At 71.9% G+C, this 23,925-nt stretch carries 23 protein-coding genes; 10 read left to right on the top strand and 13 right to left on the bottom strand.

Going from position 1 to position 23,925, the window contains the following annotated elements:
• Positions 1 to 104: 104 nt before the first annotated feature.
• The 4 genes from ACIBCT_RS31245 to ACIBCT_RS31230 all read right to left on the bottom strand — a co-directional run bounded on the left by ACIBCT_RS31245 (position 105) and on the right by ACIBCT_RS31230 (position 3,958).
• Positions 105 to 1,646, bottom strand: a complete 1,542-nt coding sequence (locus ACIBCT_RS31245) for a glycoside hydrolase family 13 protein (protein ID WP_399194687.1) — start codon at positions 1,644 to 1,646, stop codon at positions 105 to 107.
• A 23-nt stretch (positions 1,647 to 1,669) separates the two neighbouring features.
• Positions 1,670 to 2,068: a globin gene (locus tag ACIBCT_RS31240; RefSeq protein ID WP_344895565.1), complete on the bottom strand. Its 399-nt coding sequence runs from the start codon at positions 2,066 to 2,068 to the stop codon at positions 1,670 to 1,672.
• A gap of 20 nt (positions 2,069 to 2,088) precedes the next feature.
• A complete protein-coding gene (locus ACIBCT_RS31235; protein ID WP_399194685.1) occupies positions 2,089 to 2,958 on the bottom strand; it encodes a mechanosensitive ion channel family protein in 870 nt (289 codons plus the stop codon).
• Between the two features lie 715 nt (positions 2,959 to 3,673).
• Positions 3,674 to 3,958 carry a hypothetical protein gene (locus ACIBCT_RS31230; RefSeq protein ID WP_344895571.1) on the bottom strand — a complete coding sequence of 95 codons (285 nt, stop codon included), beginning with the start codon at positions 3,956 to 3,958 and terminating at the stop codon, positions 3,674 to 3,676.
• Positions 3,959 to 4,299: 341 nt separating this feature from the next.
• On the opposite strand from ACIBCT_RS31230, the gene ACIBCT_RS31225 reads away from it, so the two are divergent.
• Both ACIBCT_RS31225 and ACIBCT_RS31220 read left to right on the top strand, forming a co-directional pair.
• Positions 4,300 to 5,871 carry an XRE family transcriptional regulator gene (locus tag ACIBCT_RS31225; protein WP_399194683.1) on the top strand — a complete coding sequence of 524 codons (1,572 nt, stop codon included), beginning with the start codon at positions 4,300 to 4,302 and terminating at the stop codon, positions 5,869 to 5,871.
• Positions 5,868 to 6,362, top strand: coding sequence for a GNAT family N-acetyltransferase (locus ACIBCT_RS31220; protein WP_399194681.1), 495 nt, complete (start codon positions 5,868 to 5,870; stop codon positions 6,360 to 6,362). Before ACIBCT_RS31225 ends, ACIBCT_RS31220 begins: the two co-directional genes overlap by 4 nt.
• Positions 6,363 to 6,900: 538 nt before the next feature.
• On the opposite strand, the gene ACIBCT_RS31215 is transcribed toward ACIBCT_RS31220, so the two are convergent.
• The gene (locus tag ACIBCT_RS31215) at positions 6,901 to 7,359 is read right to left on the bottom strand and encodes an NUDIX hydrolase (protein WP_399194679.1); all 459 of its coding nucleotides are present in this window, start codon (positions 7,357 to 7,359) and stop codon (positions 6,901 to 6,903) included.
• A 212-nt stretch (positions 7,360 to 7,571) separates the two neighbouring features.
• Between ACIBCT_RS31215 and purU the strand changes: the two genes are divergently transcribed.
• Entirely contained in the window at positions 7,572 to 8,426 is an 855-nt protein-coding gene (gene purU / locus ACIBCT_RS31210; RefSeq protein WP_399194677.1) for a formyltetrahydrofolate deformylase, read from the top strand.
• 114 nt (positions 8,427 to 8,540) lie between these two features.
• Here the strand turns inward: purU and ACIBCT_RS31205 are convergent, their stop codons facing one another.
• The 4 genes from ACIBCT_RS31205 to ACIBCT_RS31190 form a co-directional block, all read right to left on the bottom strand.
• Positions 8,541 to 9,557 (bottom strand): hypothetical protein, encoded by a 1,017-nt coding sequence (locus tag ACIBCT_RS31205; RefSeq protein ID WP_399194675.1) that lies wholly within the window; start codon positions 9,555 to 9,557, stop codon positions 8,541 to 8,543.
• Positions 9,558 to 10,005: 448 nt separating this feature from the next.
• Entirely contained in the window at positions 10,006 to 10,353 is a 348-nt protein-coding gene (locus ACIBCT_RS31200; RefSeq protein ID WP_399194673.1) for a VOC family protein, read from the bottom strand.
• Between the two features lie 75 nt (positions 10,354 to 10,428).
• Complete coding sequence (locus ACIBCT_RS31195; protein WP_399194671.1) at positions 10,429 to 11,250, bottom strand: helix-turn-helix domain-containing protein; 822 nt, start codon at positions 11,248 to 11,250, stop codon at positions 10,429 to 10,431.
• Positions 11,251 to 11,341: 91 nt separating this feature from the next.
• Positions 11,342 to 13,414: a prolyl oligopeptidase family protein gene (locus ACIBCT_RS31190; RefSeq protein ID WP_399194669.1), complete on the bottom strand. Its 2,073-nt coding sequence runs from the start codon at positions 13,412 to 13,414 to the stop codon at positions 11,342 to 11,344.
• A 329-nt stretch (positions 13,415 to 13,743) separates the two neighbouring features.
• On the opposite strand from ACIBCT_RS31190, the gene ACIBCT_RS31185 reads away from it, so the two are divergent.
• The 3 genes from ACIBCT_RS31185 to ACIBCT_RS31175 all read left to right on the top strand — a co-directional run bounded on the left by ACIBCT_RS31185 (position 13,744) and on the right by ACIBCT_RS31175 (position 15,479).
• Positions 13,744 to 14,253: an HNH endonuclease gene (locus tag ACIBCT_RS31185; protein WP_344895599.1), complete on the top strand. Its 510-nt coding sequence runs from the start codon at positions 13,744 to 13,746 to the stop codon at positions 14,251 to 14,253.
• A gap of 145 nt (positions 14,254 to 14,398) precedes the next feature.
• Complete coding sequence (locus ACIBCT_RS31180) at positions 14,399 to 15,220, top strand: GNAT family N-acetyltransferase (RefSeq protein WP_399194667.1); 822 nt, start codon at positions 14,399 to 14,401, stop codon at positions 15,218 to 15,220.
• A 31-nt stretch (positions 15,221 to 15,251) separates the two neighbouring features.
• Entirely contained in the window at positions 15,252 to 15,479 is a 228-nt protein-coding gene (locus ACIBCT_RS31175; protein ID WP_344895605.1) for a zinc ribbon domain-containing protein, read from the top strand.
• A gap of 193 nt (positions 15,480 to 15,672) precedes the next feature.
• On the opposite strand, the gene ACIBCT_RS31170 is transcribed toward ACIBCT_RS31175, so the two are convergent.
• The 3 genes from ACIBCT_RS31170 to ACIBCT_RS31160 form a co-directional block, all read right to left on the bottom strand.
• Entirely contained in the window at positions 15,673 to 16,176 is a 504-nt protein-coding gene (locus tag ACIBCT_RS31170) for a WYL domain-containing protein (protein ID WP_344895608.1), read from the bottom strand.
• Between the two features lie 136 nt (positions 16,177 to 16,312).
• Complete coding sequence (gene ilvD / locus ACIBCT_RS31165) at positions 16,313 to 18,151, bottom strand: dihydroxy-acid dehydratase (protein WP_399194664.1); 1,839 nt, start codon at positions 18,149 to 18,151, stop codon at positions 16,313 to 16,315.
• A 238-nt stretch (positions 18,152 to 18,389) separates the two neighbouring features.
• Complete coding sequence (locus tag ACIBCT_RS31160) at positions 18,390 to 19,214, bottom strand: nuclease-related domain-containing protein (RefSeq protein ID WP_399194662.1); 825 nt, start codon at positions 19,212 to 19,214, stop codon at positions 18,390 to 18,392.
• Between the two features lie 153 nt (positions 19,215 to 19,367).
• Here ACIBCT_RS31160 and ACIBCT_RS31155 point away from each other — a divergent pair, with 153 nt between their 5' ends.
• The 4 genes from ACIBCT_RS31155 (at position 19,368) to ACIBCT_RS31140 (ending at position 22,544) form a co-directional block, all read left to right on the top strand.
• Positions 19,368 to 20,789: an amidase gene (locus tag ACIBCT_RS31155; protein WP_399194660.1), complete on the top strand. Its 1,422-nt coding sequence runs from the start codon at positions 19,368 to 19,370 to the stop codon at positions 20,787 to 20,789.
• A gap of 38 nt (positions 20,790 to 20,827) precedes the next feature.
• Entirely contained in the window at positions 20,828 to 21,127 is a 300-nt protein-coding gene (locus ACIBCT_RS31150; protein ID WP_399194658.1) for a hypothetical protein, read from the top strand.
• 56 nt (positions 21,128 to 21,183) lie between these two features.
• The gene (locus ACIBCT_RS31145; protein WP_399194657.1) at positions 21,184 to 21,546 is read left to right on the top strand and encodes a DUF5130 family protein; all 363 of its coding nucleotides are present in this window, start codon (positions 21,184 to 21,186) and stop codon (positions 21,544 to 21,546) included.
• Between the two features lie 170 nt (positions 21,547 to 21,716).
• The gene (locus ACIBCT_RS31140) at positions 21,717 to 22,544 is read left to right on the top strand and encodes a hypothetical protein (protein ID WP_399194655.1); all 828 of its coding nucleotides are present in this window, start codon (positions 21,717 to 21,719) and stop codon (positions 22,542 to 22,544) included.
• A 161-nt stretch (positions 22,545 to 22,705) separates the two neighbouring features.
• Here the strand turns inward: ACIBCT_RS31140 and ACIBCT_RS31135 are convergent, their stop codons facing one another.
• The gene (locus tag ACIBCT_RS31135; RefSeq protein WP_399194653.1) at positions 22,706 to 23,668 is read right to left on the bottom strand and encodes a hypothetical protein; all 963 of its coding nucleotides are present in this window, start codon (positions 23,666 to 23,668) and stop codon (positions 22,706 to 22,708) included.
• Positions 23,669 to 23,925 lie beyond the last annotated feature (257 nt).

Genomic DNA, 23,925 nt, shown 5'->3' with positions numbered 1-23,925 from the left:
CCCCGTACCGCGTCCGGAACCCGTACCGCGGGAGTCCCGGCGCACGCCAAGGCGGAATGCCCGGCCGGTGGGCGCGCCGCCGGTGAGGGCGGCGCGCCGGGGCGTCAGGCGCCGGAGGTGGCCAGCCAGACCGCCGTGTCCGGCAGCAGCAGGTGCCCCTCGACCGGAGCGCTGCCGATCAGGACGCGGTCGTGCGGGGGCAGCTTCACCGGCTCGATGCCGCAGTTGATGACGCAGGTCAGCGGTCCCCGCCTGAAGACAAGAGCGTCCCCGGAGCTCTCCAGCCAGGTGATCTCGTCGGGCAGGGTGCCGCGCAGGTCGCGGCGGGCGCGCAGGGCCTCCCGGTAGAAGCTCAGCGTCGAGCCCGGGTCGTTCGACTGGCGCTCGGCCGACAGCACCACCCACTCGACCGGCTGGGGCAGCCAGGGCCGCGTCCCGTCCGGGGAGAAGCCGTACGGCTCGGACACCCCCGACCAGGGCAGCGGGACCCGGCACCCGTCCCGGCCGGGCAGCTTCCCCTCGGACCGGGCGAAGATCGGGTCCTGGCGGGCCTCCGGGGGAAGATCCTTCACCTCGGGGAGGCCCAGTTCCTCCCCCTGGTAGAGATATGCCGATCCCGGCAGGGCGAGCATGGCGAGCAGCGCCGCACGCGCGCGGGCCAGGCCCGTCGTGGAGTTCGTCAGGCCGTCGCCGTACCGGGTCACGTGCCGGACCACGTCGTGGTTGGAGAGCACCCAGGTGGGGGCGGTCACGGCGGCCAGCGTGTCGTCGATGACCTTCTTGAACGCGGCCCCGGACCAGGGCGCCTCCAGCCAGGCGAAGTTGAAGCTCTGGTGCAGCTCGTCGGGACGGACGTAGAGCGCGAGGTCCTCGGCGGAGTCGGTCCAGACCTCGCCGATGGCCATCCGCTCACCGTCGTAGGAGTCGAGCACCTTGCGCCACTCGCGGTAGACCTCGTGCACCTCGGGCCGTCCCCAGATCGGGGACTCGGCCTTGAACGCCTGGTCCTCCGGAGGCGTGTCCGGCAGCCCCTCGGCCTTGTACAGGCCCATCGCCACGTCGATCCTGAACCCGTCCACCCCCCGGTCCAGCCAGAACCGCAGCACGTCGAGGAACTCGGCGTGCACCTCGGGGTTGCGCCAGTTGAAGTCGGGCTGCTCGGGGGCGAAGAGGTGAAGGTACCACTGCCCGTCGGGCGCCTTGCTCCAGGCCGGGCCGCTGAAGGTCGACTGCCAGTTGTTGGGCGGCAGGTCCCCTCCGTCGCGGAAGATGTAGCGGTCGCGTCCCTCGCCGCGCAGCGCGGCCTGGAACCACTCGTGCGCCGAGGAGCTGTGGTTCGGGACGATGTCCACGATGACCCGCAGGCCCAGCCGGTGCGCGTCGGCCACCAGGTCGTCGAAGTCGGAGAGCGTGCCGAAGAGCGGGTCGACGTCGCGGTAGTCGGCCACGTCGTAGCCGCCGTCGGCCATCGGGGAGCGGTAGAAGGGGGTCAGCCAGATCGCGTCCACGCCGAGCTCGGCGAGGTACGGCAGGCGTCGCCTGATGCCGGGCAGGTCGCCGACGCCGTCTCCGGAGGCGTCGGCGAAGCTGCGAACGTAGATCTCGTAGACGACGGCGTCACGCCACCAGGGGGTTTCCATGAGCATGGGTTGCCCCCGGTCGGCGGGGTTTATGCGTCGGGGGCGTTGACCATGCTGTGCGCCGCGTACACGAGGTAGTCCCAGAGGCGTTTCTCCAGGTCCTCGGGGAGCTCCAGGGAGGCCACCGCGTCGTGCATGTGCCTGAGCCAGGCGTCGCGCTCGGCCGAGCGGATGACGAACGGGTTGTGCCGCATCCGCAGGCGCGGGTGCCCCCGCTGGGTGCTGTAGGTGTTGGGGCCGCCCCAGTACTGGATGAGGAACAGCCGCAGCCGGTCCTCGGCGCCTTCGAGGTCGTCCTCGGGGTAGAGCGGCCGGAGCAGCGGGTCGGTGGCCACTCCCTGGTAGAAGTGGTGCACCAGACGCCTGAAAGCCTCCTCGCCGCCGACGGCGTCGTAGAAGGACTCTGGTTCCTCGGGGGTGGCGGACACGTGCTCCAGCCTAATCGACGTCAGCCGGCGATCGGGATGGAGGCCCGGTCCAGGGCCGTCTTGACCCGGAGGCGGAGCTCGCGGGCGATCTCGGCCTGCTTGGAGGGGAGGGTCTTCGCGCTGATCCGGAAGATGACCGAGGTGTCGGAGATCTGCTCGATGCCCCAGACCTGCGGCTCCTCCACGATGACGGAGCGGAGGTCCGGGTCCTCCCACATCTCCTCGACGGTCGCCTTGAGCAGGTCGCGGACGGCCGGGACGTCGGAGGTGTAGGCCACCGGCACGTCCACGGTGGCGCGCGACCAGCCCTGGGACTCGTTGCCGACCCGGGTGATGGTGCCGTTGCGCACGTACCAGACCCGGCCGTCGGCGTCGCGCAGGCGGGTGATGCGCAGGGTGACCGCCTCCACGGTGCCCACCGCGGCACCGGCGTCGATCACGTCGCCCACGCCGTACTGGTCCTCCAGGAGCATGAACATCCCGGCGATGAAGTCCTTGACGAGCTCCTGGGCGCCGAAGCCGATCGCCACGCCCACGATTCCGACGCTGGTCAGCAGGGGGGCGATGGGTATCGTGAGCCGCTCCAGGACGGTCAGCACGGCGGTGCCGAGGATGATGATGGAGGCGATGTGCTTGAGCACCGAGCCCATGGTCTCGGACCGCTGCCTGCGCCGCTCGGCCAGGATCGCGTCCAGGCCCTCGGGGGCCGGCGTGTCCCTGCCGCGCAGCCGTCCCGCCAGTGAGGTACGCCCGGAGGACGCCCGCCGCACCACGCGGTTGATCAGCCGGTGCGCCACGTTGCGCAGGATCAGCGCGATCACGATCACGAGCACGAGGGCGAGGGCGGCCGCGACCACGGGGGCCCAGTTGGCCGGGATGATGGTCTGCACGAGATCGCAGAGTATCCCCCCGCCGTCCCCGCATCCCCTCGTCAGGCCCGCGCTCATGTCCAAAAGCCCCTTGACGCTCTCGGCTGGATCCAGCGTCGTCGTGACGGTCGGGGTCGGGACGGGGGACGGGCTGGGACTCGGGGTGGGAACGGGCGTGGGGGAAAGCAGGAACACGGAGTGGATCCCTCTCGGATCGGATCGATGGCCGGCCGGGCGCGTCTGATGACCCACCCATCTTGCCGATCGAACCGGCCTCCGTCACATCACGCCGGGGAAGACGGGGACATCCGGATCAGGGGCCGCGGGGGGCGGACCCGGATGCCCCGGTGACGGGTGGCCCGGACGGGACACGCACCCGGAAGCGTGTCCCGTGTCGTTCCCGAGAGGAATCCCCTCCTGTCACCGTCCGGACGAGAGGCCGGACGGCAGTCTGTGCTTCGGATCGGTTCGGGGGCCTCGGCCCGACGGAGCCGAGGCGTGTCGCGGGAGGTCCCGCGGGTGACCGGTTCGCAAGGCCGGTCCGTGCGGGCGACGCACCCTGCGAGGGTGGCCGCCGGGCCGGGACGGGCCCGAGGGGGCGGGCCCGTCCGGCCGATTCGGAGCCGGCGGGACGACCAGCGTCCGAGGACGCTCCGCACCGGTCGCCCCGCCGGCTCCGTCGAGCCGCGGCAGGCGCGGCGCACCGGCCGGAACACCGGCCGTTGCGCCGCTCACCTCACTCTCCTACCGCGGCGAGTACGCGTGCGACCTTGGTCGCGGCACCGGCGGGGTCCTCCACCGTGTGCATCTTCTCGCCCCAGGACCACCAGTAGTACCAATCCCGATGGCTGGGGGCGGCCTGGGCTCGGCAGGTGACGTTCTCCGCCAGGCTGGTCGCCTTGGGGTTGATCACACGCACGAACGTGCGGCCCGAGTGGGTCCGTACCACGCGGGCGTGCAGCCCGCGGCAGTCAAGCTCCGTCACCAGTCGTTCCAGGTGCCGGAAATCGTCTTCACCCACCTCGTCCCTCCTCGTGATGTCGGTTGCCGGCGCCGAACCGTGTTCGCTCGATCACGCATTCGGTGCTGCTCGCCAAAGATGACTCACGGTGGGCCCATGGGTCAATTCGGGGAAAACCCAGTTCAGGGTGGACGTTGTGCCAAGTGGGTTGAAAGAAACAGTCCCCGGGAGGACGATTCTTAGCCCATGGCTTTATTTGTGCGTTCCGGATGAGTCAAACGTGGTCCATCATTCTCGGTAGGCGCAGTGCGACAGAAAGATCACACTGAGTCAAGGGGGAGAGGACCGGTCGGGACAACGTGTGCCGGCCAGCCCCGGCTGGCCACGAGAGAGGGGCCGGTATGTCCGGCAGGCAGCACAGGGAGACAGAGTTGGCACGACGGATCCGGGCTCGTGGCCTGGCGTCCGGGAAGTCCTCGGCGCAGATAGCCGAGGAAATTCACGACAAATGCAGTGCGCAATTCGGGACCACACGGATTAAAGGTCACCGGCTCGCGCACGGCGTCGCCCTCGCGGACGTCATCGAACAGATACGGGCGCTGTTCGAACGCGACGGCAAGTCGGCCCCGGGCATCGGCGAGACGCTCCTGTCCGCGTACGAGAGCGGGCTGAAGCGGCCCGGTCCCGAGTACCTGCACTACCTGTGCTCCGCCTACCGGGTCGAGCCGGCCTCCCTCGGGTACGACGGCCCGTGCATCTGCGGCCACGGCCACAAGATGCCCGGTGTCGTCCGAGGCGATCTCCAGGATGGAAGACCCGACACTTCCCCTGGTCCGCGAGAGCTGCTGATCCAGCCGATCGGCCTCGGCCTTTCCGCGGACGGGGGCGAGGAGGACGAGAACGTGCTACGGAGGACACTCTTACAGCTCCTGGCGGGCAGCGGCATCGCGCTGGACGGCCAGGTGCTCGGATCGGTGGAGAGCATCCGCAGGAGGATGGACGACACGCTGGTCTCGGCCACCGTCTCGCCCGCCATGCTCGACCAGTGGGAGGAGTCGACCATCGGCTTCGGCCGCCAGTACATGAACACCCCGCCGCTCCGGCTGCTGTGCGACGTCATGCTGGAGTTCAGTGCGGTGCGCAAGGCGATGGAGCGGCGCCAGCCGGTCGACCTGCAGGAACGGCTCTGCCGGATGGCCGCCCAGCTCGCCGGGCTGAGCGGTATGATCATGATCAATCTCGGTGACCACCGGCTCGCCCGGTCGTTCTTCCGTACCGGCAGGACCGCCGCCGACGAGACCGGGGACCGCGCGCTGCGGGCGTGGGTCACGGCCAGGGAGGCCCTGGTCCCGCTCTACTACGGCGATCCGCGCGAGGCGCTCAACCTGGCCAAGAAGAGCCGGGACCTGGCCGGGCAGACCCCCTGCGCGGCTCAGGCGATGGCCCCGGTGGTGGAGGCCCGCGCGCTGGCGATGATGTCGGGCGCGGGCAAGAAGGACGTGGTCGACCAGGCCAAACGGGCCCTGTCCCGGGCCAGGGCGGCCTTCTCCCAGATGACCGCCGCCGAACAGGACGACTCCACCTTCGGCTACACCGAGCGCCAGCTGTACTTCCACCAGGGGGACGCGCTGGTCAAGCTCGGGCAGGCGATGGAGGCCGACCTCATCCTGGAACAGGCGCTCACCAAGTACGGCCCGGCCGACTGGCTGGATCCGACCATCATCAAACTCGACCGCGCCCAGTGCAAGATCCTCGAAGGCGACGTGGAGGAGGCCCTGGACATCGCCCAGCGCACGATCGAGGGCCTCGACGACGAGTGCAGGCCCGACATCCTCATGCAGCGCGCGCACGAGGTGGCCCGGCAGGCCGAGGTGAAGGCTCCCGGCCATCCCAAGCTCAGGATCTACCTGGACTCGCTGCGCAGCCGCGGCGTCCCGGTGGCGGATCCGGTGGCCGACGGGAGGGAGAGTTGAGGCCGACGCTCCGGCGTTATCGCTGGTCCGACCTCGAAACCGTCTGGGCGCTGCACCAGATATGCCTCGCCCAGGTGGGGCTCGCGCCCGGGGACGGCGTCTACTACGAGGACGACTTCCCCAGGATCGGCGAGGTCTATCTCGCCGACCGGGGGGAGTTCCTGGTGGGCGAGATGCCCGGCGGGCGCATCGTCACGATGGGAGGGCTCCGTCGCGTCGACGACCGAAGCGCCGAGATGTGCCGGTTGCGGGTCCATCCGGAGTTCCAGCGGCGCGGGTTCGGTGCACAGATGGCCCTCGCCCTGGAGGCCCGCGCGGTCGAGCTGGGGTACGCCCGGCTCTGCGGGGACACCACCCTGAACCAGCCCGCGGCGATGGAGCTCTACCGCAGATTCGGATGGCGGGAGATTCGCCGGGAGGAGCGAGGAGGATGCACCGTTATCTACGGAGAAAAAGACCTTATATCCGCTATGTCCTCTTTAACGCAGTAAGTTGGTGAACCGCTTCGCTCCAGGTATTGCCGATCGCGAAAACAGCGGAATACTGGGTCTTCTCATCCGTCGACATTCTCTGGTGCGTACGATGAAAAAGATCATTGTTCACAAGCCCGGCGTTTCCCGACTCGGTGGTGTCGCCGGAGTCATCCACAAGGGGTGAAGGTCTTTTCGGCGAGGGAGGGCGGCCCCGGTCCATGGGATCGGGGACCACTCTCGCGCCCTTCTGCGTCATACTTTACGGCCCTGTGATGGCCTTTTTCGGTCTGTAATGGCGTCGAGGAATATGCGGGCCCCTGAGGTGTGACACGTTTGTATGGATTTCCGGTCCCGCGTCGGGTGCATTACGGCCCCAAGCGGATCGGCCGGTTCCAGCGGGGTGTCCCGATCGGTCCAGGACGTGTCCCGGCCGGTCCAAGGTGTGTCCGGTCGGTCCAGGGCGTGTCCCGGTCGGTCCGGCAGGGGGTCCGCGGGCGGGACGATCCGGACGGCTCTTCCTCGGGCGTCCGGGCGGGGCGGCGGAATGATCCGCCGGTCAGCCCAGCAGGGTGAGGCGGCGGACGACCTCCGGCAGGTCGGGGGGCTCCAGGAAACCGGGCAGGTCCGCCATCTCCGCCACGGAGAACCAGCCGGAGCCCAGGAAGGTGGTGTCCTCCTCGGCGGTCAGCGACACCGCGCCCGCTTCAGGGCCGTCCCCGAACCTGGCCAGGTAGAACCGCTCGGTCTTGGCGTAGTGGACGCCGAGCCAGTCGAACTCCCGGCGTACCGGAACCCACCGGTCCAGCACCGCCTCCCCGGGCAGGCCCGTCTCCTCGGTGAGCTCCCGCCGGGCGGCCTGCAGGGGGGTCTCGCCCGGGTCGATACCGCCACCGGGCGGTTCCCACAGGGTGTGGCCGCTGGTGGTGTCACGCCAGTGCATCAGGAGCACCCGTCCGGAGGCGTCCACACAGATCACCCTGGCCGCGGGCCGGTCGTTCGGCTGAGAGTCCCCCATGGGCCAGGGACGCTACCACCCGTACCCCGCCGGGCCGGAGCCCGGTGTGACCCGGTGACGGCCCCGTGGCGGCCCGCGTCCCGGAAGGCGTCGTGGACGGCGTCGTGGACGGCGTTCCGGACCGGCGGATGCGGCGCCGGGATTCGCTGTACCCTGCCCAGGTCAGGTGCGAGCACCGTACGATCCACCTCCTCAAGCTCAAGGGTGAAGGCATGAGTTCCAGGGCCGAGTATGTGTTGACGCTCTCCTGCCCGGACCGTCCCGGCGTGGTGGCCGCGGTCTCCGGTCTCCTGGCCGGACGAGGATGCAACATCATCGAGAGCCAGCAGTTCGGGGACGCCGTGGCCGAGCGGTTCTTCATGCGGGTGCAGTTCGCCTCCCCGCTGCCCGACGCGGAACTGCGCGAGGCCGTCGCGGCGCTGGCCCCGGAACTCGGCATGGACTTCAGGCTGCGCGACGTCTCGGTCAAGCCGCGCGTGCTGGTGATGGTCAGCAGGTTCGGCCACTGCCTGAACGACCTGCTCTACCGGACCCGTTCCGGCCTGCTCGACATAGAGATCGTCGCGGTCGTCTCCAACCATCCCGACCTGCGCCCGCTGACCCAGTCGTACGGCATCGATTACCACCACCTGCCGGTCACCCCCGAGACCAAGCCCAGGCAGGAGGCGGAGGTGCTCACCCTCGTCGATCACTACCGGGCCGATCTGGTGGTGCTCGCCCGCTACATGCAGGTGCTGTCGGAGGATCTCTGCGGCAAGCTCGCCGGCAACGTGATCAACATTCACCACTCGTTCCTGCCGTCGTTCAAGGGGGCCAAGCCCTACCACCAGGCGCACGCGCGGGGCGTGAAGCTGATCGGCGCGACGGCGCACTACGTGACCGCCGACCTCGACGAAGGGCCGATCATCGAGCAGGAGGTGGCCCGGGTGAACCACACCCACTCCGCCGAGGATCTCGCCGCCATCGGACGCGACGTCGAGTGCCAGGCCCTGGCCCGCGCGGTCCGCTGGCACACCGAGCAGCGGGTCCTGCTCGACGGCCACAAGACGATCGTCTTCCCCCGCTGACCACCGTGATCGCCACCTGACCGGTGCGGTCGTCACGTGGCCTGTACGACCGTCATGTGATCACCGCGCTCGTCACGTGACCGGTGCGGTCGTCGCGTGCCTCTCACGTGGGCCTCAGGCGACCGTCCCGTGCCCGTCCGTCCCGTCGGTGACGGCCCCCTCGGCCGGTTCGGGCGGCGCGTCCCCGGCCGCCTCGGCGAACCCGGCCGCCCGGGTGTCGGCGGCGCGGCTCTCCTGCTCGGTGAGCGTGAGCGTGCGCAGGTGGAACAGCTCGTCGAGCGCGGCGGCGTCGAGGAGACCCTCGGGTCTGTCCGGTGAGACGTCCGGATGGTCGTGCAGGATGATCGGCGAGGAGAGCACCACGTCCCGGTGGCCCGGCTCTCCCACCAGGACGGGCCAGGTGTGCTCGTTACGGCAGGTCTCCACGGCCGGCCGCGCCCACTCGGGCGGGTCGAGCAGGGAGACGAAGGCGCCGGCGGTCACCGCGACGATCAGGTGCGCCGAGATCAGCGAGTGCCGGAGCGCCTGCTCGCGCGGGGCTCCCAGCGGCTTCCAGTCGTCGGTGTTCTCCACCCGGGCACGCAACCTGATCAGACCGTACGGTCCCGGAACGCGCTCGGCGGAGACCGTGAGGGCCGCGTGCAGCGGCAGGTGCTCGGAGACGAGCCGGCCCACGATCTCCCCGGACGGGGAGGCGATCGGCTCGATCACGCGATCGCCGGGGATCCGCACCTCGACCACCCGGGCGGGCGTGCCGAGCAGACCGGCGACCGGGAAGACCGCCTCCACCTCCCGCTCGGTGGCCTCGTCGAAGGTGAGGTAGGTGCGGTGGCCGTTGCGCAGCTGCTGGACCGGCCAGTAGCCGTCGTCCTCGGCCCGCTCGACGCAGCGCGTCCTGACGTGCAGGAAACGCAGGTTCAGGTGGACCACGGCGTACGCGGCCCCTTCGAGGAGGCACTCGGTCACGCTGGCCGAGTGGTCGGCGGTGGCCGTGAACCCCGGTGGTACCAGGACCCCGAACCGCCGGCGCACCTGGTCCTTGGCCGCCGGGGTGAGGTGGGGGTAGAGCAGGCGCCCCTCGTACAGCACCGCCTCCGCCAGCCGCCGCGCGATGTCCATCGGCACGCTCATCGAATACCTCCAGCGTGGAGATCCCGGGCTACGACCGTGGGAGGACGCGGAACGGCGCCGCAAGGACGCGGAACGGCGCCGCGAGGACGTCCCGGGGCCGGGGGAGGGGCGGGCATCAGGCCCCACCGGTGCCGGGGGCGCCGGCGATCCGGACGTCAGGGGCGCCGACGCGGGCGGCCGTGACCGGCGGCGGGACGGGCACTGCTCGCGTACTCGCTGCTGCGGTCATGTCGACGCTCCGTATTCTCCACGGTAGCCGTCACAGTACGATCGGCCGCCCCGGGGCCGACACCCCCGGTTCGGCAACCCGAGGCAAAGCTCTGATCATTGACGCGGTCTTTTCGTCCGGGACGTGCGGGTCGTGACCGCCCCCATGGACACGACCCGCGACGCTCCCGGGACCCCCGGGATCAGGAGCGGACCCCGAGATCAGGGCCGGCCCCCCGGATCAGGGCTGATACGTCCCGAAGTACCACTCGTTCCCCTCGGGATCCTTGCAGGCGTAGTCGCGGGATCCGTAGGACTGGTCGCTCAGCTCCCTGGTGACCACGGCGCCGGCCGTGACGGCCCTGTCGTGGTGGGCGTCGGGGTCGTCAACGACGACGTAGACCCCCGGCCCGCCGGGCTCTCCCGTGCCGGTCATGATCATCCCGGTGCCGACGAGCAGCTCACCGTGCTCGACCCTCCCCTCGGGGGAGGTGTGCAGTTCCTTGACTTCGAATCCGAACGCCTGGGTCAGCCAGTCGACGGCCTTGACCGGGTCGCGGTACATGACCAGTGGATACACCGTGCGCATGTCTCTCTCCTCCGTGGTGGTTCCCGATCACGATGCCACCGGAGAACACGGAGGGATTGGACGAATCTGACCTGGTCACCCCGGGACGGGGAACGCGGGCGCCGTCATCTCTCCGGGAGTGGCCCCGGCCATGGCCCGGAAGTCGCGGTTCATGTGGGCCTGGTCGTAGTAGCCGCAGGCGGCGGCGGTGTCGGCCGCGGACAGGCCGGATCTCAGGCGGCCGGTGGCGTGCTGGAACCGCAGGACCCTGGCCGCGGCCTTGGGAGCCAGCCCGATCTGGTCGTGGAAGCGGGAGACCAGGTGGCGGTGGCTCCATCCCAGCTCGGCGGCGAGGGACGCCACGGGCACCGCGCCCCGGGCGGCGACCAGCCGGCCCCAGGCCCAGGCGACGCGGCGGTCGGGGGCGGGGGCCTCGCCGATCCGCCGGCCGAGCACCGCGTCCAGCAGGGCCAGGCGGGCCGCCCGGCCGGGGGTCTCGGCCAGCCGCTCGATCGTGGTCGTGGCCCAGCCTCCCAGGACCTCCTCCAGGGACACCACCCGGTTGGCCAGCTCCCGCAGGGGCACCCCGAGCAGCCTCCTGGCCCCGAAAGGCGTGAGGTCGACCTGCAGTCCCTCGGCGGTCCCGGCGGTGACGGTGTCGACGTAGGTGTCGTGCAGGCCCGCGGCGAACGAGGCCAGCCTACGGTCACCCCCGGGCCCGCTTAGCGCGAGCGGCGCGCCGAACCCGAAGATCATCACGATGCCGGGGAAGGGCGGCTGCCTCCGGGCCCTGGGCAGGGCGTACCGCTCGCTGTAGGCCGACATCTCGGTGACATGGGGACGCAGGAGGGAACCGGGTTCCCCCACGGTGAAGCTCAGGCCCTCGGCCGCCCCCGTCTCGTTCGCGTCGTCGTGCACGCCCCGACCATAACCGGCCCCACCGACGGTTCGGCCCCGGGACGCCCGGGGCGCGTCCCGGGGCCGGACGCGCCCGTTCTCGGCGCCCTCCTCAGGAGGTCAGGCCGGTGTGGTGGGCGAGGAAGGTGAGCTGGTCGGCGACCAGCTCGACGGTCTTGCTCACCGCGCGGGCCCCGTGACCGGCCTCCATCTCGTTGCGGAGCAGGATCGGCCGGTCCCCGGCCTGGGCGTGCTGCAGGGCCGCGCACATCTTCCAGGCGTGCAGCGGGTGGACCCGGGTGTCGGACTGGAAGACGGTGAACAGCGTCGCCGGGTAGGAGACCCCCTCCCGCACGTTGTGGTACGGCGAGTAGGCGTGCAGCCAGGCGAACTCGTCAGGCTTCTCCGCGGAGCCGTACTCGACGTTCCACGTCGCGCCCAGCCCGAACAGCTCGTAGCGGATCATGTCGAGCAGCGGTGCCGAGCAGACCACCGCGGCGTACAGCTCGGGACGCTGGGTCAGGGCCGCGCCGACCAGGAGGCCGCCGTTCGAGCCGCCGGAGATGGCCAGCTGCGCGGAGGTGGTCACACCGGTCGCGATCAGGTGCTCGGCCGCCGCGTGCAGGTCGTCGAAGACGTTCTGCTTGTGGGCCAGCATCCCGGCCCGGTGCCACTCCTCGCCCTGCTCGCCGCCGCCGCGCAGCTGGGCGATCGCGTACGTGCCGCCCGACTCGACCCAGCTCAGGATGGACGCCGAGTAGCCCGGGGTCATCGAGATGCCGAAGCCGCCGTAGCCGTACAGGACGGTGGGGCGCGGGCCCTCGGCGCCGGGAGGGGAGATCACCAGCATGTGGACCTCGCTGCCGTCGGCGGAGCGGTAGGTCACCTGCCTGGTGTCGACGGCCGGAACCTCGACGGCGCCGGGGGAGGCGGCCCACAGGGTCGTCTCCCCGCTGCGGGCGTCGTAGCGCTGGATGGTCGGCGGCGTGGTGTTGTCGGTGTAGCCGAACCAGGCCTCGTGACCGCCCTCGGGCCGCTCGCTGATGCCGCCGATGGTGCCCAGGCCGGGGGTCGGCACCTCCCCGACGCGCTCGCCGGAGACCAGGTCGTGGACGGTGATCTCGCTGATCGCGTGGCGGGTCCAGGCGACCAGCATGACCGGCCGGTCGAGGTCGTCGAGGATCGCGAAGTCCGTCAGCACCGCCTCGGGGTCCTGCGGGATCAGGTCGCGCCAGCTCTCGAAGCGCGCGTCCGAGGGGTCGGTCACGCAGACGCGGGCACGGGGCGCGTCGCGGTCGGTGAAGACGTACAGCCGCCCGTCGCGGCCGAAGTACAGGGCGGTCTGGGCGTCGACGTCCTGCTGGACGACCCTCAGGTCCGGCGAGGAGGGGGCGGAGGCGTGCAGGTCGGCGACCCAGAGGTCGTTGCGCGGCGCGGTGCCCCGGGAGGCGGAGATCTGCAGCCAGCGGCCGTCGCGGGAGACCGAGACGCCGTAGTAGTTGGTCTTCTCCAGGCCCTCACCGAAGATCAGGACGTCCTCCTGGGTGGAGGTGCCGACCCGGTGCAGGTAGACCCGGCGGTGGAACTGCTCCTCGTTCTCGGGCACCTCGGTGGCGGGCAGCCTGCGCACGTAGTAGAACGCCTCGCCGCCCGGCAGCCAGGCCACCGGGGAGTAGCGGCAGCGGTCGATCGGCCCCTCGACGCGCTCGCCGAGCGCGACGTCCATCAGGTAGAGGCTCGACTCCTCGTCACCGCCCACCGAGACCTGGTAGGCCAGCAGGCGGCCCTCCTTGTCGGGCTGCCAGGAGTCCAGGGTGGTCAGCCCGGTCGGGTCGAGCGCCATCGGGTCGAGCAGCGCCCGCTCGCTGCCGTCGGGGTCGACGGTGTAGAGCACGGCGTGCTCCTGGGTGGGGGCGCGGCGCATGAAGAACCGCCGCCCTCCGCGCCAGGTCGGTGCGCCGATCGAGCCCGAGGCGAGCAGCTCGGCGATCCGCGCCTTGAAGGCGTCGCGCCCCGGAAGGGCGTCCAGCTCGGTCTCCAGCAGCCTCTCCTGCCCCACGAGCCAGTCCTTCGTGGCCGGATCGTCGGGATCCTCCAGCCATCGGTAGGGATCGGGGACGGGGACCCCGTGCAACTCCTCGACGAGGTCAACACGGCTGGCGGGAGGGTATGGCTGTCGCGTCATGGCCGAAACCCTACGACCTCCGGGCGACCGTACGGGGGTGGTGGCGGGGCATTGCGCGGCGGGCGTAGCAGATCATCGGCGGGAGGAGTTAAAAAGTGGTAATGCGGGCATAAAACGTACCAGGTGTCTCTCCAGTCATTTATGGGTGGCGGGAACCGCGTTGCAGAAGCCAAACTTGGTGAAGGACGGTGCCGTGGTGAGCATCCGCTGGGCCGTCCGGCGGAGGTCCTCGTGACGGAAGCACCCGGGCCCCAGGAGGGGCCGCCAGCCGGGGCACGCAGTGGCGTGCCCCCTCAACAGACGTGTCGTACGGCGGGAGAGGCCCGCTGATGCGCCAGGTCCTGCTCTTGAACGCAACCTACGAACCCCTGACCACCCTGTCGCTGCACCGGGCCGTCGTGCTCGTGCTGCGGGAGAAGGCCGACGTCGTGCACCGCGACGGGCGGGGCGCCGTGTTCCGCTCGGCGAGCCGCACGCTCGACGTCCCCTCGGTGATCAGGCTTCGGAGATATGTCCGTATCCCCTACCGGTCGCGGATCCCGCTGACCCGGACCGCGCTGATGCGCCGGGACGACTACCGGTGCGCCTACTGCGGCCAGCGGGCCGAGACCATCGACCACGTCATCCCCCGCTCCCGGGGCGGCCCCCACACCTGGGAGAACTGCGTGGCGTCGTGCACGACGTGCAACCACCGCAAGGCCGACCGGATGCTGGAGGAACTGGGGTGGACGCTCAGCGTCGCCCCGGTGGTGCCACGCGGCGTCCACTGGCGGCTGATCGGCGCGCACACCGTCGGTGACCCGCAGTGGGCGCCCTACCTCCAGGAGAGCGCCGCCTGACGGCGACGTCGACGATGCCGATGCCACCGACGCCGCCGACGCCGTCGCGGTCGCGTCCCCGGACGCGCCGCGGCGGCGTCGCCGTGTCCGGCCGGCCGGCGGATATCCGCTGGCACCGACGATCGCGGGCGGGGATCATCGTCGGATGACGTGGACACTCACCTCCGACGTGGAGGCGTTCGCCGCGACGGCGGAGCCGTGGCTGCTGCGGGATCCGGTGCGCAACACCGTCCCCCTCACCCTCCTGCGCGCGGTGCGCCTGGGACTGTGGGGCGACGGCCCGCTGCTGGGCCTTCTGGAGCGTGACGGCCGGACCGAGGCCGTCGTGCTGCAGACGCCTCCCCACTTCCTGCTGCTCCCCGACATCCCCGTCGACACCGTGCCCGGCCTCGTGACCCGCCTGATCGAGGACGAACGGGTGATCCCCGGGGTGAACGGGCCGCTCGCGCAGGTCGAGGCGTTCGCCGCCCGCTGGTGGCGGCCCGAGACCGGGCGCCGCTCCGAGCGCCTCTACCGGCTCGCCTCGCCCGTCCCCCCCGATCCGCCCGCCGAGGGGACCTTCCGGGTCGCGGGCGCCGGTGACCTCGACCTGCTGGTCCGGTGGAGCGAGGAGTTCCAGATCGAGGCCGAGGGCATCGCCCCCGCCGGCATGACCCCGCTGGTCGCCAGCAGGATCACCAGGCGGGAACTGGCCGTCTGGGAGGTGGACGGCCGGCCGGTCGCGTTCGCCGGTGCGTCCGCCCCGCTGGGAGGGATGTCCAGGGTCGGCCCGGTCTACACGCCCCCGCCGTTCCGCGGGAAGGGGTACGGGACCGCGCTCTCGCACGCCCTGAGCGCCCGGGCGAGGGCCGAGGGGGCCGACGAGGTGCTGCTCTTCACCGACCTGTCCAACCCCACGTCCAACTCGATCTACCGGACGATCGGCTACCGGCCGGTGGCCGAGCACGCCTCGGTCACCTTCGGGTGAACGATCGGGCGGGCCTGGGTAGGCTTGACGCATGCCCCGATACGACTTCCGGTGCCGCGCCTGCGGATCCAGCTTCGAGGTCTCCCGGCCGATGGCCCGCTCCGGCGAGCCCGCCCCGTGCCCCGAAGGTCATGACGACACCGTGAAACTGCTCTCCACGGTCGCGGTGACCGGCGGCTCGGCGGCCTCGTCCGCCGCCGCCCCCAGGCCCGCCGCCGGTGGCGGTGGCGGGTGCTGCGGTGGAGGATGCTGCGGCTAGCCGTCCCACCGGCACGAGGGCCGGTGCCGCGTCGCGCGCGGCGCCGTCAGCGGACGCCCGCGGCGACCCCGTCCCGTCGGCCCGCCCTGGCGTCCGGCCCCGTCACCCGGCCCGCGCCGGACGAGGGCGCAGGGTGACGAGACCGGACGACGCCTCCGGAACCGGGCGGGGACGACCTCGCCCGGGACCGGATCTAGGCGGCGTGCCTGGCGCGCTCGGCGCGCTTGCCCTGGAAGGGCAGGAAACCCTCGGCCCGGTGCGGGCGCGCCGGCACGAAGGTCTGCTCGGTGGCGACGATCCGGTCGAACCGGAACGCCCGGATCGCGCCGCGCATGCGGCACATCCCGACGAGATACCAGTGGTCACGATGAACCATGCAGGTCACCGGGTCGACGTCGCGGACGGTGATCCGCCCGGAGACGTCACGGTAGTGCAGGCGGATGACCATGCGTGAGGTGATGGCGTTGGCGATCGTCCGGGCGCGGTCGGCCACGGACGCGGGCAGCGGCTCGATCAGGGTGGTCAGGGTGGCCGCGACGACGTCGTCGTCGACCTCCAGGTGCTGGAAGGCGTGGCGCAGGCCGCTGCGGGCGGCATCGGCCTGCGGGCCCGAGCCCAGGTGTGCCATGGACAGGGCGAGGGCGGCGATCTCGGCGGTCGTCAGCGGGCAGGCGTTGGGCTTCACGACAGTTGCCATACCCTGATGATACGTCTCGATACCGACATTTTTTCGAACTTCCTGTCGGGTAAGGAATCTGTCGCCGACAGGAAGCCCAGGTCAAAGAGGTGCGGGCCGGGGAGGCGTCGAACGGACGGCGCCGGGCGGGGTGGCGTCAGCGGGACAGCTGCGACAGGTCGCGCGAGGCGCCGGTGGAGGCCGAGGTGGTCAGCGCCGCGTACGCCTGCAGCGCGGCGCTCACCTGACGGCGCCGGTCGACCGGCCGGTAGCCGCCCAGCTCGGCCAGGAGCCTCTCCCTGCGGGCGGCCAGCTCCTCGGTGGAGACCTTCAGCTCGATCGAACGGCCCGGGATGTCGATCGCGACCAGGTCACCGTCCTGGACGAGGGCGATGGTGCCCCCCTCGGCGGCCTCGGGGGAGGCGTGACCGATGGACAGCCCGCTCGTGCCTCCGGAGAAGCGGCCGTCGGTGACCAGCGCGCAGACCTTGCCCAGCCCCCTGCCCTTGAGGAACGAGGTGGGGTAGAGCATCTCCTGCATGCCGGGACCGCCCTTGGGCCCCTCGTAGCGGATCACCACGACGTCACCGGCCTTGACCTTGTTGCCGAGGATGCCCTCGACCGCGTCGTCCTGGGACTCGAACACCACGGCCGGCCCCTCGAACCGCCAGATCGACTCGTCCACACCGGCGGTCTTGACGATGCAGCCCTCGGTGGCGATGTTGCCGTACAGCACGGCCAGGCCGCCGTCGCGGGTGTAGGCGTGCTCGGAGTCGCGCACGCAGCCCTCGGCGCGGTCGAGGTCCAGCTCCTCCCAGCGGGCGCCCTGGGAGAAGGGCTTGACGGTACGGGCGTTGCCCGGGGCCGCGTGCCAGAGCTCCAGCGCCTCCGGCAGGACGTTCTCCGAGCGCACGTCCCAGGAGTCGAGGTAGTCGCCCATGGTGCCGCCGTTGACGGTGTAGGCGTCGCGGTGCAGCAGCCCGGCCCGGTCCAGCTCGCCCAGGATCGCCGGGATGCCGCCCGCCCGGTGCACGTCCTCCACGTGGTACTTCGCGGTGGCGGGGGCGACCTTGCACAGGCAGGGCACCCGCAGCGAGATCTCGTTGATCTCCTTCAGGCCGAAGTCGACCTGGGCCTCGCGGGCCGCGGCGAGGATGTGCAGGATCGTGTTGGTCGAGCCGCCCATCGCCACGTCCAGCGCCATGGCGTTCTCGAACGCGTCCCTGGTGGCGATGGCGCGCGGCAGGACGGTCTCGTCGTCGGCCTCGTAGTACCGGCGGGTGATGTCCACGAGCGCGCGCCCGGCGTCCTCGAACAGCTTGCGGCGCGCCTTGTGCGTGGCCAGGATCGTGCCGTTGCCCGGCAGCGCGAGGCCGATGGCCTCGGCCAGGCAGTTCATCGAGTTGGCGGTGAACATGCCGCTGCACGAGCCGCAGGTCGGGCAGGCGTTCTCCTCCATCTCCAGCAGCTCGGCGTCGGAGACGGAGTCGTCGGCGGCGGCGATCATCGGGTCGATCAGGTCGAGCTTGCCGTTGGGGGTCTTGCCCGCCTCCATCGGCCCGCCCGAGACGAACACCGTGGGGATGTTGAGCCTGAAGGCGGCCAGCAGCATGCCCGGGGTGATCTTGTCGCAGTTGGAGATGCAGATCAGCGCGTCCGCGCAGTGCGCGTTGACCATGTACTCGACGGCGTCGGCGATCAGCTCGCGGCTGGGCAGCGAGTAGAGCATGCCGCCGTGGCCCATCGCGATGCCGTCGTCGACCGCGATCGTGTTGAACTCACGCGGGATCGCCCCGGCCTCGCGGATCGCCCCGGCGACGACGTCGCCGACCTCGCGGAGGTGGACGTGCCCCGGGACGAACTGCGTGAAGCTGTTGGCCACCGCGATGATCGGTTTGCCGAAGTCCTCCCCGGCCACACCGGTCGCCCGGAGCAGAGCCCGGGCCCCGGCCATGTTCCTGCCGTGCGTGACCGTACGAGACCTGAGGGCGGGCATGGGGCCTTCTCCCATCGTCGAGACCGTGTCTACGAATGGTACGGCCACCGCCCGGTGCGTGAGACGCCCGTCCATGCCGCGAGACTGCCGCGAGACTGCCGCGAGACTGCCGCGAGACCGCCACGGGACCGCCGCGAGCCGCCGGTCCGGGGAGCGGGACGCGCGGAAAGGGCCCGCGGCGCCGACGCCACGGGCCCGTCCGGACGGCCGGTCCGGCCCTGGGGACCGGCCGCGCGGGTCAGTTCTCCGGGTAGCGCGCGGGCAGGACCCGCGCAGCCGCCTCGTAGATGCTCTCGATCTCGGCGTCGGTGAGTGAGCGTTCCCGCTTGGTGATCCATTTACGGACACGACTGCCGTCGAATACGTCCACCTCGCGGACGTTGAGGACCTTCCACGGGATGGCCGGGCCGTAGATCGCCAGGGAGGGCACGATGCTGATCTCGCGGCCCAGCTCGGCGCCGATCAGCTCGCTCGCCTGGGACGCCTCCCAGCGGGCCTCGTCCAGGCGGGGCTTCTGGTTGAACGGCCCGTGGAACAGCTTGCGGTGCGACTGGACGCGGACCGGCAGGCGCTTGTCCCACTTCTCGGAGTCGACCGCGTACACGCCGGTGGGGCCCACGACCAGGTGGTCGATCTGGGCCTCGCTGCCGGGGATCGCGCGCGCGTGCAGGGTGCGGTACCCCCCGCGCTCCAGCCGCTTGAGCTGCACCTCGGTGCGCCGCTCCGCGACCGAGGCGCGCCGCCAGGCGGGCACCGAGGAGTTGGACCGGGCCCGGAGCACCGTGTCCACGATCGCGGCGATCACCGCGGCGGTGAAGCCCAGCTGCCAGCTGGCCAGCAGGATGCCCGCGAGCACGCCCACACCGACCGACACGGCGACGCGCCTGCGCAGATGGCGGTACTTGGGGTGGTCGAGCAGGCCGCGCAGCGAGGCGCGCTCGACCGGCGCGTACGTCGTCGCCGGTGGGGCGGGTCGAGACGTCGGCCTCTCCTCGGCCTGTCGGTCACCGACCCAAATCGGTGACGCAGTGTTACCGTTTTCTGGTACCTGACCGGAATCCACGTAACTCACGGTAGCTGACGTCCTCGGGGGTGCCTAGTATTGCGTATCTCATACTTTTGTGACCGTCGTCCCCCGCTTGACGACGCCGTGAATCGGGTATCTAAGCGCTTCCGCTCTGGATGACCACCGCTCCGGCGCCCTACTGTGCAGGACGTGGCACACATTCACGATCTTAATGCCCTGGAGCAGGCGGCGGCCGTGCGGCGCAGGGAGATCTCCCCCGTCGAGCTCACCGAACACTATCTGGACCGCATCGACCGGCTGGACGCGCAGGTCGGGGCCTACGTGACCGTGACGGCCGAACTCGCCCTGGAACAGGCGCACAAGGCCGAGGCCAGGGTGCTCGCCGGGGAGGACGTCTCGCCGCTGGCCGGGGTGCCGATCCCGATCAAGGACCTCAACCTCGTCAAGGGCGTGCCGATCCACTTCGGCTCGGCCACCTACGAGGGCTTCGTGGCACCGGTGGACGACAGCCTGGTCGAGCGCCTCCGGGACGCAGGCACGATCATGCTCGGCAAGACCGCGACCCCCGAGTTCGGGCTGCCCTGCTACACCGAGACGCCCCTGTCCCCGCCCAGCCGCACCCCGTGGGACCCGTCCCGCTCGGCCGGCGGGTCCAGCGGCGGCGCCGCGGCCGCGGTCGCCGCGGGCCTGGCCCCCGCCGCGCAGGGCAGCGACGGGGCGGGCTCGATCCGCATCCCCGCGTCGGTCTGCGGCCTGTTCGGGCTCAAGCCCACCCGGGGCAGGATCAGCTCCGCGCCGATCGTCCCCGACCTGGCCGGCCTGGCCACCAACGGCCCGATCACCCGGACCGTCGCCGACGCCGCCGCCCTGCTGGACGTGATGGCCCACCACAACCCCGGGGACCTCTACCACGCGCCCGAGCCCGAGCTCGGCTCCTTCGGCGCGTACGTGGGCCGCGACCCCGGCCGGCTGCGGATCGCCCGCTACGCCGAGCCGCCGGTGCCCGGCACCGTCGTGCACCCGGAGGTGCTGGCCGCCTACGAGCACGCCTCGGCGGAGCTGGCCGCGCTCGGGCACGAGGTGGTCGACATCGCGCCGCCGTTCGGGCCGGAGATCGTGCCCCAGTTCGTAACGCTCTGGTATGCCTTCTCCTGCATGCACCCGGTGGAGCCGGGCAGGCAGGACAGGCTCCGGCCGCTCACCGCCTGGCTGCGCGAGCGCGGCTTCGCCACCCCGGCCCCGGACTTCCTGCAGGCCCAGTCGGCCCTGCAGCTGGCCACCCGGTTCGGCCTGCTCGTCACCGACGCCTACGACGCGGTCCTCACCCCGACCGTGACCCAGCCGCCCCGGCCGGTCGGCTGGTTCGAGGACGTCGACGGCCCCGAGGAGACCTTCGAGCGGATGAAGCGGTTCGCCGCCTTCCCGGCCATGTACAACGTCAGCGGCCAGCCCGCGGTCAGCCTCCCGTTGCACTGGAGCCCCGACGGGCTGCCGATCGGCGTGATGCTGGCCGGGCGGTTCGGCGACGAGGGCACCCTGATCTCGGTGTCGTCCCAGCTGGAGGCCGCGCGGGGCGGTTTCTGGGGGGAGCGCAGGCCCGCCGCGTGGTGACCCTCGACTGATCGTCGGCGCCGGGTTACTTTTGAGGTGTGGACAGCGCGATCGAGGTCTGCGGCTTCCTGATCGGGGTCTCCGGCGGTCTGTTCCTGCTCATCACCCTGCTCGTGACGATGCCCGGCAGGATGCGCGACCGGGCCGCCAGGGGCACCTCGGCGGGCGCGGTCTGGCTGGGCGGCCCGCACGGCAGCGAGCGCGGGATCACCGGCTCGGTGCTGGTGCTGACCAGCAGGTCCCCGTCCGGCCGTGCCGCGCCCGAGACCGACTGGGTCGCGCTCGCGGAGACCTCGGAGCCCGGACGTCACACCGGTGGCGCGTCGGCGGCCTGGTGACGTCCGACGACCCACGACGAGGCCGGGTGAGGCGGGGGAGACGGGGTGAGACGGGGATGTGGGCACTGACCTCGGCGCAGGGGGACGACGTGCGCGACGCGCTGCGCGCCGCGGAGCGCCGCACGGGCCTGCGCTTCGCCGCCTACCTCGGGCCCGCGATCGGCCCGCGCCGGCACTTCTGCGAGCGGCTGCACGCCGCGCTGGGCGAGGAGGCCGACCGGGCCGTGCTCGTCTTCGTGGACCAGCGGGCACGGGCCCTGGAGATCGTCACCGGCACCGCGGCCAGGCGGTGGCTGCCCGACGCCGAGTGCCGGTCGGCGGCGACGGCGATGGCCGCGGTCCTCGGCCTGGGTGACCTGGTGGGCGGGCTGGTCACCGGGGTCCTGCTGCTCGCCGACCGGGCGGCCCGGCGCGAATGACCCCGCCACCGGCCGTGCCGCCGACCCCGCCGATACCGTTCTCGGCCGTGCGCCGCCGCGGGCGCCCCCGGCTCCGCTCGGCAGGGGCGATCGCCGGTGACGAGCCCCGGAACGCCCTCCGGTGGGCCCTGCCGCACCGCGGGACGGTGATTCTCCCGGATAATCACCTCGTGACGAGGATCTTGTGGGACACGCCGCCGGCCGGTTTCACCGATCCGGACGGAGCGGCCGGGGCCGTCGATCCCAGCGGTCCTGCCGATCCCGCCGGTTCCGGGAACCGGCCCGCGGGCACGGGCTCCGGCGCGCAGGCCGGTCCCGTCCGGCTCGGCGGTCCCACCGGCCCGGCCCGTCCCGCCGGTGCCCCTCCCTACGGGCTCCCCGGCCGGACCGACCCCATGAGTCCGGCCGGTCCGGCCGGTCCGGCCCCGTGGACCGGACCGGCCTCTCACCTCGCGCGCATCGCGAGGGAGGCCGCCGAAAGGGCGCGGCGGCCCGACATGATCCTCGACTACGTCCGGGAGGCGCTCGCGGACGCCCGCCGCAGGGTGCGCCGGGAGAACGAGACGGCGGCCGTCCTGCTGGCCGCCACCGGCGCCGCGGCCGGGGCCGTCGTCACCGGGGTGACGACGGGTCACTGGAGGCCCGGCGAGCTGCCGGGCCAGACCGGATGGCTGTGGTGGACCGGCGCCTTCCTCTGGGTCATGGGCCTCCTCGTGCTCGTCGGCTCCCTGTGCCCGCCGATCGCGAACCTGGCGGGCAGGGCGCTGGAGAGACGCCGCTGCTACCTGCGGGGCTTCACCGGCCGCCTCAGGGCCGCGCACGGGGCCGAGGGGGAGGGGCCCGGGGGCGGGCCGCGGATCGACCTGATCGTGCTGGAGATCCGCAGGCTCAACGCCCTGGCGGACGCCAAGCACCGCTACATCCGCCGGAGCGTCCTGCTGATGCTGCTCTCCATCGCCTTCTGCGTCCTGCCGGTGCTCCTCGGCACCCCGCTGTGAACCGGGCGTGACCCGCCCTGGGGACCCGCGCCCGCGTCCCGGGGCCGGATGGCGCCCGGCTCGTGCGACCGTGCCGCGCCCGCGTCCCGCGTCCCGCGCCCGGTCCGCGCCCGGTCCGCAGGACCCCCGGCCCCTGGACCCCCGGGCGTCCGCGTCCGGGGTCAGGCGTGCAGGAGCCCCACCAGGTGGGTGCTGATGTCCGTCAGCAGCGTCGACGGCGCCACCGGCGCGCTCGCGACGGCGGAGAACAGGGAGGGAAGTCCCGGCAGCGGGAACCCGTCGTCCAGGGAGGCCTGCCGGCCCACCTCTGACTTGGCGAGCCCGGCCCGGCTGCGCTCCCACGCCTCGGTGACCTCCTCGGGCGAGGGCACCCCGAACCCGTGCCCCACCGGGGCCGCGTGGCGCAGCCGCACCAGCGGGGTCTCGGCGAAGGCCAGGGCCACCTTGGAGCGCAGGGCGAGGTCCTCGCGCCGGTCCGGCTCCACCCAGTCCATCGCGGTGCAGGGCTTGCGGCAGGCGGCCACGCAGGTGCCCAGCGCCCCGGCCACCTGGCTGTGCTGGCGGTCGAAGTAGGCGCGCCAGCCCTCGGCGGGCTCTCCCGCCACGCGCAGGGTCCGGTTGGCGGCCGACTGCTCGGGCTTGGTGTGGTCGCACTCGCGGTCGCCGATCACGCCGAACCTGCTGCCCGGCGCGGTGAGGCCCTCCGGCCAGCGCGCCGGGTCACCGGCGCTGCCGAGCACCGGTTCGAAGGCCAGCAGCGGGAGGTACTCGCTGGCGATGTGCAGGGCGGCGACCATGGGGCTCAGCTCGCGGCGATGCCACCGGACCGCGATGACCTCCAGCAGCAGCTCGTACGCGGGCAGCAGCGACTCCAGCGCGCCGCGCGGCTGCTCGCGGGGCGTCTGCGGCATCGTGCAGGCCCGTGCCCGCCTGCGCAGGTCGCCCGGGACGGCCCGCGCCTCGATGGCGAAGTCCTCCGCGTCGAGGGAGAGCAGCCGCTGGGCGAACTCGCAGGTCGCCTCGATGTCGTCCGCGTCCTCCACCACGCCCGAGGCGAGGGCCCCGACGTCGCCGAAGGCGTACCGCCGGGCCAGGGAGATGAGCAGATCACGTGCCGATTCCACCCGGTCACCCTCTCATGGCCGGCAGGCGGCAGAGGAATTGTCCGTCCATGAAGGGACACGGCAGGACATGTAGGGACGCGTGGTGGCACGGATGAACACGACAGGAACGGCCCTGACCGGACGGGCCGCGTCAGGTTCACGCGGCCCGGCCGGTCAGGGCCGTTCCTGATCCACTCCAGGGTCGGTCCGAGCCGGCCCGGGACCGGTCCGAGCCGGCCCGGGACCGGTCCGAGCCGGCCCGGGACCGGTCCGAGCCG

Origin of the sequence: Streptosporangium sp. NPDC050855, from assembly GCF_044456585.1 — a bacterium.
GTDB classification, from domain to species: domain Bacteria; phylum Actinomycetota; class Actinomycetes; order Streptosporangiales; family Streptosporangiaceae; genus Streptosporangium; species Streptosporangium longisporum.
The sequence above is the reverse complement of the archived record's forward strand: the minus strand, read 5'-3'. Positions and strand labels throughout refer to the sequence as shown.